Source organism: Streptomyces sp. NPDC001787 (assembly GCF_040297465.1).
Lineage (GTDB): Bacteria > Actinomycetota > Actinomycetes > Streptomycetales > Streptomycetaceae > Streptomyces.
The window spans coordinates 218,736-231,544 of the sequence record NZ_JBEOZE010000006.1 but is presented as its reverse complement, the minus strand read 5'-3'; the positions used below and the strand labels follow the sequence as shown (position 1 = coordinate 231,544).

Genomic DNA, 12,809 nt, shown 5'->3' with positions numbered 1-12,809 from the left:
GTGAGTTACGTGATCGTCGCCCGCTACCGCACCAAGCCCGGCGAGGAGGACACCGTCCTGCCCCTCCTCGACACGATGGCCGCCGCCTCCCGCCAGGAGCCCGGCAACCTCGCCTACCGGGTCCACCAGGGCATCGAGGACCCCCGCGCGATCGTGCTGTACGAGGAGTACGCCACCGAGGCCGACTTCACCGCGCACTGCGCGACCCCGCACTTCCAGGACATCGTGCTCGGCAAGGTCGTCCCGCTGCTGGAGAGCCGCGACGTGCTGCGCTGCGCCCCGCGTGAGCAGGTGCGGGCATGAAGACCCGTGCGGTCGTGCTGCGCGGGACGTCGACGTCCCGCCCCTATTCCGCGACCCGTCCGGTCGAGGTGGAGGAGCTGACCCTCGGCGCGCCGCGCGAGGGCGAGGTACTGGTCCGTATCGCGGCCGCGTCCCTGTGCCACTCCGACCTCTCCGTGGTCAACGGCGACCGGGTCCGCCCGCTGCCGATGGCGCTGGGCCACGAGGCGGTGGGCGTGGTCCAGGAGACCGGTCCCGGTGTGCGCCGCTTCTCCCCCGGCGACCATGTGGCTCTGGTCTTCGTCCCGAGCTGCGGTTTCTGCGCGGACTGCGCGGCGGGCCGCCCCGCCCTGTGCGCGCAGGCGGCCGCGGCGAACGGTTCGGGTGGCCTGCTGCACGGTCCCTCGCTCCTGACGGACGCCGCCGGCCGGACGGTCCACCACCAGCTCGGCGTGTCCGCGTTCTCCGAACACGCGGTGCTGGCCCAGGAGTCACTGGTCCCGATCCCGAAGGACGTGCCGTTCGCCGTCGCCTCGATGTTCGGCTGCGCGGTCCTCACGGGCGCGGGCGCGGTCATCAACACGGCGGCCCTGCGGCCCGGTCAGTCCGCGGTCGTGTACGGCCTCGGCGGCGTCGGCCTCTCCGCGGTGCTGGGCGCCCGTGCGGCCGGGGCGTACCCGGTCGTCGCGGTCGACCCGGTGGCGGAGAAGCGGGAGCTGGCCCTGCGACTGGGCGCGACCCACGCGTACGCCCCCGAGGAGGCGGTGGCTGCCGTGCATGAACTGACGGGCGGCGGCGCCGAGTTGGCGGTCGAGGCAGTGGGCAGCCCGCGGGTGATGGCGGACGCCCTGGCGGCCGTCGCCCGCGGCGGCAGGGTCGTCTCGGTGGGCCTGCCCGCCCCGGACCGCGTCCTGGAGGTCCCGGCGCTGGCCTTCGCGGGCGAGGGCAAGTCCCTGCTCGGCTCGTACATGGGTGACGCGGTTCCGCGCCGGGACATCCCGCGGTTCCTGGACCTGTGGCGGGCGGGCCTGATGCCGGTGGAGCTGATGCACACGGGCACGCTGCCGCTGACCGGCATCAACGACGCGATGGAGGAGCTGGCCTCGGGCCGGGCGATCCGTCAGGTGATCGACACATCGGGCCTGCTGGGGAGTTGAGCCCGCGCGGACCGTTCCCGCGGCGGGCGCCGGGCGCCCCCCGGGAGCGCGCGGACGCGGCCGGGGCGTTGTGCCGGAGTGTGAGGCGGGTGCGCCCGTGCTGCCGCGGGAACGACCGCCGTGCGCCTGTCGCCCGGCTTCCACACCGGGTGATTCTGGGCGGGACCGGCACACACCGACGCGCTCAGAGGCGGTTCAGCATGGCTCGTACACAGTCCATCTGCGGGGCACCGACGACGAAGGGCACCCGGTGCCGACGGCTGGCGATGCTGGGTGCCTCACGGTGCGACCGCCATCGCGGGGACTGGTCGAAGTACACCGTCGAGCGCCGCAAGGCGATGGAGAAGCGGGCCAAGTCCCGCCGGGAGCGCAGGAGGTAGCGAACCGGGGAGCCCTGTGCTCACGGTTCACCGCCAGGGACCGGGATGTGCCCGCGGGCATGTCCCGGTCCTGCCGTTCCCGGCCCCTCCGCCGCCCCGGACCGGACCCGGGTAGAGTGGCGGGCATGTTCCTCCCCCGTGCCTAGGACACGCACCGACCGCACCCACCGCGTGGGTGCGTCACTCCGCTGTCCCCGCACGTTCCGGCGCCCCGACGGCAGCCACGCACGAGCCCGTCGGCCCGGCGCCGCCTCTTCGAGGAATGTCCCATGTCTTCACCGACGCCTTCGCCGCACCCCTCCACGCCCCCGTCCGCCTCCCCCTCGTACGCGGCCGTCCTGCGCACGCGCCACGCTCCGAGCACCTTCGGCGCCGCGCTGCTGGGGCGGCTCAGCTATGGGATGGTGCCCCTCTCCCTGCTGCTGGCGGTCAAGGACACCACCGGCTCCTACTCCGTGGCGGGGGCGGTCATGGCCCTGTTCGGGGCGGCGAGTGTGCTGCTCTCCCCCGTCCGCGCCGCGCTCATCGACCGGTACGGACCACGCCGCTCACTGCCGTTGATGGCCGGCGCGTACGCGGCGACGCTGGCGCTGCTGGCCCAGGCCACCTGGCAGCCCGGCACCCCGGGGATCCGCCTCGGCGCGCTGGCGCTGGCCGCGGGGGTCTGCACACCGCCGCTCGGGCCGGTCATGCGGACCGTGTGGAGCGGCCTCGTACCGGATCGCGCGCTGCTGCGGCGGGCCTACAGCCTGGACGCCGTGGCCGAGGAACTGCTGCTCGTCACCGGGCCGCTGCTGGTCGGGCTGCTGATCGAGTACGCCCGGCCCGCGGCGGGTCTGGCCATCGGCGCCGGGCTCGTACTGGCCGGCTCGCTCGCGCTGGCGTACTCCCCCGCCGTCCGGGGCATCGGGGGGCTCCCGTCCGGTCCGGCGTCCGCGCCCGGCGGGCCCGGCGGAGACAGCTCCGGCGGGCGGACCCAGCTCCTGCGCCGCACGGCCGGGCTGCGGCACGCCGTTCTGGTGATGGCCGGTGTGGGGCTGTGCATCGGAGGGCTGGATCTGCTGGTGGTGGCCTTCGCCGAGCAGCGCCACCAGGGCTCGGCGGTGGCATGGGTGCTGGCCGCCCTCTCGGCGGGCAGCGCGGTCGGCGGCCTCGTCAACGGCGCCGTCCCCTGGCGGGTCCCCAGCCGGGTGCGGCTGGGGGCGTTCGCCGGTGCGCTGGGGCTGGCCCTGTTCGCCGCGGGCTTCTCGCCGAACGTTCCGGTGCTGATGGTCATGATCGCGCTGGCCGGGCTGTTCGTGGCCCCGGTCCTCACCACGGCCTATCTGCTCGCCGACGAGTCCGTCGCGCCCGGCGGCCGTACCCAGGCCGGAGCCTGGGTCAACACGGCGCTCAACGCGGGGATCTCGGCGGGCACGGCCGGGGCGGGGCTGCTGGCGGGCCGCCTGCCCCTGGCCGTGTGCTTCACCGTCGCGGCCCTCCCCGCGCTGCTCGGTGCGGCGGTGGCGGTCCGCCGGACCCCGGCCGGCGGAACGGCGGAGCCGAACGAGCCGAACGAGCCGAACAAGCCGAACGAGCCGAACGAGCCGAACGAGCCGAACGAGCCGAACGAGCCCGTCTAACCGACCGGGTAGCCGATGTCCTTGATGTCCTCGGCCAGCTCCGCGGGCACCCGTTCGGGACTGAGTGCCGCGACGACCTCGCCGGTCAGCGGGCGCAGCGCGAACACATGGCGTACCGCGTCGAGGTCCACCGCCATCTCGAAGTAGTCCTCGGCCCATTCCTGGTAGCTCTCCGGGCTCCGGGCCACGAGGAGCTGGAAGAGCCAGTCCGCGCCGTCCGACTCCTCGCCGTCCTCGGGGAAGTCGATGGCGCCGGCGTGCCACCGGTCGTCGTCGCGCTGCCGCCACAGGCACGCGGTGACGACCGGCATGCCGTGCTCGTCCGTGAACGAGGGCTCGTCGATGTACGCCCGGAAGACCGGCGGGACGTCGTCGAGCACACCGGGCCAGGGCACGTCGTCGACGTACGGGCTCATGGGTGACTCGTGGTCGAACCCGCGGAGGTAGGCACCGGCGGGCGAGATCACGAGGGAGTACTCGTTGCCCGATCCGTCCCGCATCGAGGCCATCGCCTCCGTCGCGGACCACCGCGCGTCGAAGCTGTGCCACCGGTAGTCCCATTCCGGGCACAGGATGGCGTCAAGCATCGCCATCGAGCGGCAGAGGTCGGTGAGGACGGGTATGTCCGGCAGCCTGCGGGCCACGTCATGAACGCTCATACGGCCATCCAACCGCACCGGCCCGGCCGGTCCTTCAGGCGGCACCCCCGGTTCCGCTTCCGCGGTCCCCGCGTCCCGGCGCGTCGTCCGCCGGTGCCGTCCGCCAGGTCTCCCAGACCTCCGCCAGATCGGCCTCCATCTCCGGGGCCACCGTGTCCAGCAGCCGCACCTGCGCTCCGGGGCCCGCCAGGCGGGTGCGGTAGGGGTGCGGCGGGGCCGCGGGAACCGTGCCGAGCGCGGTGACGGAGCCGATGACACGGTTCGGGCCGAGGATGCCGGGCAGTTCACGGATCTCCGCGTCCCCGAGGTCCAGGTCCTCGACCAGCAGCTCCCGGCCGTCGTACGTGGCGTGGGTCCGCGCCCGCAGGCGCCCGCCGCGCTCGCCGCTGCGGCCCAGTACCAGGGTCTCGCGCCAGAGCATCCGGGCACCCGCGGCCATGTCCACCACCATGTGGCGCTCCACGTCCGCTCCGGCCGAGATCACGAACGGCTTCGCGTCCCAGTGGAGTTCGCCGCCCTCCGCGATCTCGATCCGGGCCAGCCAGGTCGAGGTACCGCCGCGGTGGTCGTACGCGACCAGGCCGGACGGTTCGACCAGGCGCAGCCGCGCTCCCGGCCCGACCCTGACGCGGAGGGCCAGGTCGTCGCCCGCGAGGAGCCCGGCCCGGGTGCCGACGAGGGCGATGTGCAGGGCGTCCGGGTCCGGGAGGAGGGGGCGGGGGGCCAGGAAGGCGCCGGGCGTCAGGTCCCGGGCGATGTGGCGGCCCGTCCCGTCGCGCTCGACGGTGAGCACCGTCGGTTCGGCGGCGCCCCCCGCCCGCCCGCTCACGGGTGCGTGTGGCTGTGGGGCGCCATCGGGCCCGGGTCGGTGGGGACATGGGTGCCGGAACGGTGGCGGACGAGCAACGCCCGCACCCAGTCGGCGAGTTCGGCGACCGAGACCGGGTCCTTCTTGGACAGCGCCAGCACCGGGAGGCCGTCGCGGGCCGCTTCGGCGTCGGCGACCATGGCCGCCACGTCGACCTCCACGTACGGGGCGAGGTCGGTCTTGTTGATGATCAGGAGGTCCGCGCCGGTGATGCCGGGGCCGCCCTTGCGGGCCACGTCTCCGCCGCCCGCGACATCGATGCAGAAGAGCTGCGCGTCGGCGAGGGCGGGGCTGAAGGTGGCGGTCAGATTGTCGCCGCCGCTCTCGACGAGGACCAGGTCGAGCGGGCCGTACGCCTCCTCCAGGTCCTCGACGGCGTCGAGGTTGGCGCTGACGTCGTCGCGGATGGCGGTGTGCGGGCACGCTCCGGTCTCGACGGCGCGGATGCGTTCGGTGGGCAGGACGCCCGCCGAGCGGAGGAAGCGGGCGTCCTCGTCGGTGTAGATGTCGTTGGTGACGACGGCCATGGCCAGTTCCCCGGCGAGCTCGCGGCACAGGGTGGCCAGGATCGAGCTCTTTCCGGTGCCGACCGGGCCCGCGACGCCGAGCCGCAGGGCCCGGGGCTGGTTCAGGGGCTCGTGGAAGTGGGGGTTGGCGCGGTCGTCGGGGCTGCCGGTGGGGGCATGGGTCGGCGCGTGGGCGTGGGCGTGGGCGTGGTTGTCAGGCAAGGAAGAGTCTCCGTTCGCGTCGTTCGTGTTCGAGTGCCCACTGTTCGGTGAGCAGGGCCGTGCGGGCGGGCAGTTCGCCCGGGGTCCGTACGGCGAGGGCCGCGGTCACCGCCGCTGCGGCGTCCGGCTCGGCGGCGAGGATCCAGGCCACCGAGTCGAGCGGGTCGCCGGGCAGCAGTTTGAGCGCGGCGGAGGTGATGGTCTGGAGTTCGTCGTAGACGACCGCGTGGGCCAGTTCGGCCTCGGTCGCCCCGACGACGGCGGCGAGCGCGCCGAGCGTGACCGGCCGCAGCGGGCGTGGGTGGAGCGCGGACAGGGCGGTGACCGCCGGGTGGTCCGGGGCGAGGCGGCGGGCCAGCCGGTGCACGCCCCGGCCGAGCGTGGCGGAGGCCTCGCGCAGCGGGGCGGCCGGAGTCCGGGCCGCGAGGGCGTGCTGTACGGGGCCGTAGTCCACCGGGTCCTGTCCTGCGGCGCGCAGGGCGAGGACGGCGGCGGCCGCTTCGGTCACGGCGGTGGTGTGCAGCCGGGCCCTCAGGAGTGCGGGGATGCGGTCGCGGGTGAGTCCCGCCGCGACGGCCGGTTCGAGGCCCGCGCTGTAGGTGTACGCGCCGACCGGGAGGCGCCCGTCGGCCAGCAGGAGCGGGGCGAGCACACCCATCAGAACATGCTGTACCGCTGGGCCAGCGGCAGTTCGGCGGCGGGGGCGGGCTCGACGAGCTCCCCGTCGATGCGGATGGCGAAGGTCTCGGGGTCCACGTCGATCGCCGGGAGCGCGGTGTTGTTCGGCAGGTCCGCCTTGGTGAGGTGGCGGGTGGGCCGTACGGCGACGAGTTCCCGTCGCAGGCCGAGGCGTTCGGCGAGTCCGTCCTCCAGTGCGGCGGGCGCGACGAAGCTGACGGACAGATGGGGGGCGGCACCGGCCGCCGCGGTGGGGCGGAGGAGAACCGGCTGGGTGGTGGGGATGGCCGCGTTGGCGTCGCCGAGCGGGGCGTACACCACCATGCCGCCCTTGATCACCGCTGCCGGGCGGATGCCGAAGAAGGCGGGGTCCCAGAGCACTAGGTCGGCCAGCTTGCCGGGTTCGACGGAGCCGACGACATGGTCGATGCCGTGGGCCACGGCGGGGCAGATCGTGTACTTGGCGACATAGCGGCGGGCGCGCTCGTTGTCGGCGGGGAGTTCGGAGCCCCGGTCGCCGAAGCGCTGCTTCATCACGTGGGCGACCTGCCAGGTGCGGCAGACGACCTCACCGATCCGGCCCATGGCCTGGGCGTCGGAGGAGGTGATGGAGAGGGCGCCGATGTCGTGCAGGACGTCCTCGGCGGCGATGGTGGTGGCGCGGATGCGGGACTCGGCGAAGGCCAGGTCCTCGGGTACGCGCGGGTTGAGGTGGTGACAGACCATCAGCATGTCGAGGTGCTCGGCGACGGTGTTGACGGTGTGCGGGAGCGTGGGGTTGGTGGACGCCGGCAGCACATGGGGGTGCGAGGCGACGGTGATGATGTCGGGGGCGTGGCCGCCGCCCGCGCCTTCGGCGTGGAAGACGTGGATGCCGCGTCCGGCAATCGCGTCGAGGGTTCCCTCGACGTAGCCGGCCTCGTTGAGGCTGTCGGCGTGCAGCGCGACCTGGAGGCCGTAGGCGTCGGCGGCCTTCAGCGCGGCGTCGATCGCGGCGGGGGTGGCACCCCAGTCCTCGTGGACCTTGTACCCTCCGGCGCCGCCGAGTGCGGCCTCGCGCAGGGCTTCCTCACCGACGGTGGAGCCCTTGCCGAACAGCATGATGTTGAGCGGGACGCTGTCCAGGGACCGGTGCATCATCGCGAGGTTCCAGGCACCGGGCGTGACGGTGGTGGCCTTGGACGCCTCGGTGGCCCCGGTGCCGCCGCCGATCACGGTGGTGGTGCCGGTGGCGAGCGCCTCGTGGAGGGTCTCCGGCATCAGGAAGTGGACGTGGGTGTCGACGGCCCCGGCGGTGAGGATGCGGCCCTCGCCGGAGACGACATCGGTGCCGGGGCCGATGACCAGGCCGGGGTGGACGCCGTCGCTCATGTCGGGGTTGCCGGAGCGGCCCAGGGCGACGATCCGGCCGGCCCGGACGCCGACGTCGGTCTTGACGATGCCCCAGTGGTCGAGGACGACGACATTGGTGATCACGAGGTCGAGGGCGCCCTCGGCGCGTGACGTGGTGGCCTGGGCCATCGACTCGCGGATGGACTTGCCGCCGCCGAACACGGCCTCGTCGCCGCCGAAGCAGCGGTCCTCCTCCACCTCGATCCACAGATCGGTGTCGGCGAGGCGGACGCGGTCGCCGGTGGTGGGTCCGTAGAGCGCCGCGTAGGCGGCGCGGGTCATCTGTGCCATGTCACACGGCCTCCGTCTCTGTGGTGCGGGTGCCGGGCACCAGGATGCCGGGCACCCTGCGGCGGCCGCCGAGCTCGACGAGCGTGACGTCGGCGCCGACGCCGGGTTCGAAGCGCAGCGACGTGCCCGACGGGATGTCGAGGCGGAATCCTTCGGCGAGAGCACGGTCGAAGGAAAGCGCGGGATTCGCGTCGGAGAAATGCAGGTGCGAGCCGACCTGAATGGGCCGGTCGCCGTCATTCACAACGGTGAGCTGCAATTGGGTAAGGGTGTCATTGATTTTCAGTACGCCGGATCCGGTCCGGATCTCGCCGGGGATCACGGGATCGGCGAGGTGATCGTGACGAGCTTGCGCCCATCGGGGAACGTCGCCTCGACCTGGACGTCGTGCAGCATCTCGGGGACGCCTTCGAGCACGTCAGCGCGGGTCAGGACGGTACGGCCCGCGGTCATGAGGTCCTGGACGGGAGCACCTTCGCGGGCGCGCTCCATGGCCCAGCAGGCGAGCAGGGCGACGGCCTCGGGGTAGTTGAGACGGACACCGCGCTCACGCCGGTCCCGGGCCACCATTCCGGCGACGCTCAGCAGCAATTTCTCCGTGTCGGACGGAGTGAGAAACATGGGAAACCTCCATGGCGGCAGTCCCCGGAATTCCCGGAATCGCCGTGACCACGCTCCTCTTATAAGCCTCCGAGTGGCTCCGTGGCAACTCGCTCCACACCGCAAAAAGTCCCTTTCTAGGGTTATCGCCCGCCATATACGGGCAAAGTGGACAAATTTCAAGCTTCAAGAGAACGTAAAGAGAGGTGGTCCCGCAGCCCCCGCCGGGGCTGCGGAACCACCTCAAATGGTTCTCTCAGCAGGTCACTTCAGACCGAAGGCCCTGATGATCTCCTGGTCGACGGCCAGGCCGCCGGGGCCCTCCGCGCGCACCTTGAGGGAAACCGAGGTGGCACCCTTCTTCGGCGTCCTGAACTTCGCGGTCCACTCGCCCGACGAGCCCTTGCGCAGCTCCGCCGCGCTCCAGGTCCTGCCCTCGTCGTAGCTGACCGACAGCGAGGCCCTGGTCGCCTTCACGGCGCCGTCCAGCCACGCCTGGGTACCGGCCTCCAGCCCGACCTCGGTCCACTTGCCGGCCTTGACGTCACCGGCCAGGTCGGTGTCCACGTCGTAGTCCAGCTGAAGCAGCGGGATGTCCGCCTGCTGCGGCCCGTTGGCGTCCAGCGCGCCCGAGACGAAGTTCCACTCGGTGTGCGTACGCGTCGAGGTCTTCCAGATCCCGGCGTCCCGGGCGGAGTCGATCACCAGGCGGTACGGCAGTTTCTCCGCGGGCAGGTCCCAGGCGTATCCGGCCCGGCCCGCACCCTTCTTGATCAGCGTGTCGCCCTGGTAGAACCCGTACGAGGTGGTGTCGTACTCGTTCTCCGGCATCGAGCCGGAGTGGCCCTCGCCCGAGTCCGTCCACGGCGTGATGTTGAACTGGATGTCGTTGCGGGCGGTACGGAACGGCCCCCAGTAGCCGGTGCCGAGACGGGGGCCGACCACCGGGGCGAACCACTCGTCGCGGTAGGTCCTGCCCGCCTTGTAGTCCAGCGCCGCGCCGCGCATCTCGTGTCCCGAGACGGAGGCGTCGGTGGGGAGGACCGCGTGGTTCTCGTACCAGAAGGAGTCACCCGGCAGCGGGTTGACCCACTCCGTGCGGGTGCCCGGGAACTTCTCGTACTCCTCGAAGCCGACACCCGGGCCGTAGTCCGGGATGTCGTAGCGGTATCCGGCGCCGAGCGCCGCCTTGTGGCCGTAGAAGGTGTTCTCCACCTTCGCCAGCTGACGGGTCGACGGGGCGAAGGCCAGCGAACGGTCGGGGATGGTGCCGTCGTGCCGGTCGACCAGGTCGTAGACGTAGTCCGCGAACTTCTTCTGGTCGACGGAGAGCTTCTTGCCGCGCTGCGCCGCCTTGATCAGCGTCTGGCCCGCGGTCTTCTGCACCGAGGCGACCGGGATGGTGGCCTGCTCGCCGTAGGGGACGTAGGACTCCATCGCGACCCCGCGGTCGTCGTTGACGACGAAGAGCGCCTTGGCGCCCGCGGCGAGCGCGCCCGCCAGCCGCTCCGCCGGGGTGACCGACCCGCTGCGGTTGACCACGACGGCCTTGCCCTTGGCGTTCAGGCCCTTGTAGTCGGCCGCGGCACCGTTGCCGGCGAAGACGCCGGTCAGCTTCTGCTCGCTGTCCTCGGCGACGGGGGAACCGCCCTGCACGAAGGCCGGGATGTCATGGCCGTCGGCCGTCAGGTCGATCAGCTCCTCGCCCTGGCGCCAGCGGGTCAGGAAGCTGAAGCCGCCCTGGGTGACCTTCTTGGTCGGGCTCGCCCACAGCTGGTCGTGCGTCAGCGGGATCTGGTACGCGTCGCGCTGGAGCGTGCCGTCCGGAGCCGTACGTGCCATGTCATATCGCAGCTGGCGGGTCTCGGTCTCCTTCGGCGTCCGCACACTGACCTTGCGGGCCTTGGAGGCGTCGAGGGTGACGGTGGTGGACTTGTCCAGGATGATCTCGGGGGCCGCGAGGAACGCGATGCCCTTCGAGTCCGCCCGGTCGCCGTCGATCTCGGGGGCACTCCAGGCGGTGTAGTTGCCCGGGGGCAGCCGCAGTGTCGTGTCACCGGAGACATTGACGACGTTCAGCTGTGTGTCGCCGAGCGCGGCGAAGACGACCTGTCCGTCGATCGGCTTGCCGGCGCGGTCGCGGAGCTCCAGGGTCAGGTCGTACAGCTCCTGCTCCTTGTTGAGCGCGAAGCCGGTGTGCGCGACGACGGTGCCCGCCGCGTCCTTGGCGAGGACCTGGCCGGAGAACTGGGTGTTGTTGGCGACCTTGGACGGGTCCAGCGACAGCACGGCCTCGGCGGTGGAACCCGCCGGGACGGTCAGCGTGGAGGTGGACAGCGTGTACGCGTCCGCGTCCGTGTCGGTGGCCAGGCTGAGCGTGACGTCCTTGTCACCCGTGTTGCGGTAGGTGATGGTCCGCTCGGAGACCGGATCGGCGGGGCTGTGCGGCCAGTCGTACGAGGCGACCGCGACGGAGCCGGTGGCCTCGACGGTCGTGTCGATCGCCGCCTTCACATCGAGCCGCCCGGTGCCCTGCTCGTACGGGGTGTAGTCGGGCAGCGCCTTGGACGAGCTCATCAGCGCGTCCTTGATGCGCTGGCCGGACCAGTCCGGGTGACGCTGCTTCAGGATCGCCGCGGCGCCCGCGACATGCGGGGTGGCCATCGACGTACCGGACATCGACTGGTACATGCCCTCGATGCCAGGGACCGACTGCGAGGCCGCCGCGTTGATGTCGACGCCGGGGGCGGACAGGTCCGGCTTGAGCCCGTGGGACCTGACGAGCGGGCCCATGGAGGAGAAGCCCGCGCGGACGTCCTGCTTGTCGACGGCCGCGATGGTGAGGGCCTTCTCGGCCGAGCCGGGCGAGCCGATGGTGCCCGCGCCGTACGCGTTGCCCGCGGCGATCACGAACAGCGGACCGCCGTCGGCCGACAGCGCGTCGACGGCCTGCGACATCGGGTCGGAGCCGTCGTCCGGCACCGGCGAGCCGAGGCTCATGGAGACGACATCGGCGCCCTCCGCCTTCGCCCACTCCATGGCTTCGATGATCCCGGAGTCGGCGCCGGAGCCCTCGTCGCTGAGGACCTTGCCGACGAGGAGGTCCGCGGACGGCGCGACGCCCTTGTTGGCGCCCTCGGAAGCGGCACCCGAACCGGCGATGGTGGACGCGACATGCGTGCCGTGGCCGTTCTTGTCGTCGACCTCCTCACCGGGCACGAAGCTGCGGGAGCCGACGATCCGGTCCTTGACGTCGGGGTGGTCGGCGTCGATTCCGGTGTCCAGGACTGCGACCTTGGTGCCCTTGCCGTCGAAGCCGGCGGCCCACGCCTGCGGGGCGTTGACCTGCGGCACCGACTCCTTGAGCAGCGCCTCGGAGCGGCCGTCGAGCCACAGCCTGGCGATGCCGTTGTCCAGCGAACGGGCCTTCTCCGTGCGGACGATGTCGCTCCAGAAGGAGCGGGCCTCGTCCTTGTCGGCCTTCAGCGCGGCGCCGTGGATGGACTTGAGCGTGCGGACCTTCTTCGCTCCGCGCGGGGCCGCGGGCAGCGCCTTGGCCCTGCTCGCCGGGTAGGTGGCGATCAGCGGGATGCCGCCGGTGGAGCTGTCGTCGTACCCCATCTTCACCAGGGCCGAGACGTTGAACAGCCGCCGGTCGAGCTTTCCGGCCGCGAGCAGCGCCGTGGCCTCGTCGGGCAGCACGTACAGGTCGTCGCCGGCCTGCTGGACGTGGACACCGCCCGGCGCGCCGTCGGGACGGTCCACGGTGACGGTGTCCTGGTTGCCGGGACCGTCCACGAAGTGCACGACGTCCCCGGTGAGCAGGGTGATGTCGTGGCTCTCGACCCGGGCCTCGTGGCGGCCTTCGGCGGAACGCGGCTGGGGGGCGGCGGCGGCCGATCCCGCGACGGGAAGCACGGCGCCGCTCACGAGTGCGACGGAGGTCGCTATGAGCAGCGCTCTGCGTCCTGTGCGAGCGGGTCTCGCCCTGCCGGAAGCGGAGGAGGGGGAAAATGTCATGCAGCTGATCTACCGGTAAATGCGCGGCCACGGACGGGTTCCGGGCTGGCAGGAATGCGCCGTGGCGGTAATCCGCCCATCGGTGGGCGGCGCCGAGGGAAACGATTTCAGGCCGTATCCGGGGACTCGTCC

Annotated in this window: 12 protein-coding genes; 4 read left to right on the top strand and 8 right to left on the bottom strand. The window is 72.3% G+C overall.

Annotation, left to right across the window (positions count from 1 at the left end):
- The 4 genes from ABT170_RS11300 (at position 1) to ABT170_RS11285 (ending at position 3,441) form a co-directional block, all read left to right on the top strand.
- Positions 1–303 carry a putative quinol monooxygenase gene (locus tag ABT170_RS11300; RefSeq protein ID WP_329942664.1) on the top strand — a complete coding sequence of 101 codons (303 nt, stop codon included), beginning with the start codon at positions 1–3 and terminating at the stop codon, positions 301–303.
- Positions 300–1,439 (top strand): zinc-binding dehydrogenase, encoded by a 1,140-nt coding sequence (locus ABT170_RS11295; RefSeq protein WP_351866064.1) that lies wholly within the window; start codon positions 300–302, stop codon positions 1,437–1,439. The genes ABT170_RS11300 and ABT170_RS11295 overlap by 4 nt, the downstream gene beginning before the upstream one ends.
- 200 nt (positions 1,440–1,639) lie before the next feature.
- On the top strand, positions 1,640–1,819 hold the full coding sequence (locus ABT170_RS11290; protein ID WP_329942662.1) for a hypothetical protein: 180 nt from the start codon (positions 1,640–1,642) through the stop codon (positions 1,817–1,819).
- 269 nt (positions 1,820–2,088) lie between these two features.
- Positions 2,089–3,441, top strand: a complete 1,353-nt coding sequence (locus ABT170_RS11285) for an MFS transporter (protein WP_351866060.1) — start codon at positions 2,089–2,091, stop codon at positions 3,439–3,441.
- Here ABT170_RS11285 and ABT170_RS11280 read toward each other — a convergent pair.
- From ABT170_RS11280 to ABT170_RS11245, 8 genes are all read right to left on the bottom strand, one after another.
- Positions 3,438–4,100 (bottom strand): hypothetical protein, encoded by a 663-nt coding sequence (locus ABT170_RS11280; protein WP_351866058.1) that lies wholly within the window; start codon positions 4,098–4,100, stop codon positions 3,438–3,440. The genes ABT170_RS11285 and ABT170_RS11280 overlap by 4 nt on opposite strands.
- 34 nt (positions 4,101–4,134) lie before the next feature.
- On the bottom strand, positions 4,135–4,929 hold the full coding sequence (locus ABT170_RS11275; protein WP_329942659.1) for an urease accessory protein UreD: 795 nt from the start codon (positions 4,927–4,929) through the stop codon (positions 4,135–4,137).
- Entirely contained in the window at positions 4,926–5,696 is a 771-nt protein-coding gene (ureG, locus tag ABT170_RS11270) for an urease accessory protein UreG (protein WP_443034278.1), read from the bottom strand. Before ureG ends, ABT170_RS11275 begins: the two co-directional genes overlap by 4 nt.
- Positions 5,689–6,354 carry an urease accessory protein UreF gene (locus ABT170_RS11265; RefSeq protein ID WP_329942658.1) on the bottom strand — a complete coding sequence of 222 codons (666 nt, stop codon included), beginning with the start codon at positions 6,352–6,354 and terminating at the stop codon, positions 5,689–5,691. The genes ureG and ABT170_RS11265 overlap by 8 nt, the downstream gene beginning before the upstream one ends.
- Positions 6,354–8,057, bottom strand: a complete 1,704-nt coding sequence (locus ABT170_RS11260; RefSeq protein ID WP_329942657.1) for an urease subunit alpha — start codon at positions 8,055–8,057, stop codon at positions 6,354–6,356. The genes ABT170_RS11265 and ABT170_RS11260 overlap by 1 nt, the downstream gene beginning before the upstream one ends.
- Position 8,058: 1 nt before the next feature.
- Positions 8,059–8,379: an urease subunit beta gene (gene ureB / locus ABT170_RS11255; RefSeq protein WP_329942656.1), complete on the bottom strand. Its 321-nt coding sequence runs from the start codon at positions 8,377–8,379 to the stop codon at positions 8,059–8,061.
- The gene (locus ABT170_RS11250; RefSeq protein ID WP_329942655.1) at positions 8,376–8,678 is read right to left on the bottom strand and encodes an urease subunit gamma; all 303 of its coding nucleotides are present in this window, start codon (positions 8,676–8,678) and stop codon (positions 8,376–8,378) included. The genes ureB and ABT170_RS11250 overlap by 4 nt, the downstream gene beginning before the upstream one ends.
- Before the next feature lie 243 nt (positions 8,679–8,921).
- Positions 8,922–12,575, bottom strand: a complete 3,654-nt coding sequence (locus tag ABT170_RS11245) for a S8 family peptidase (RefSeq protein WP_351866251.1) — start codon at positions 12,573–12,575, stop codon at positions 8,922–8,924.
- Between the last annotated feature and the right edge of the window lie 234 nt (positions 12,576–12,809).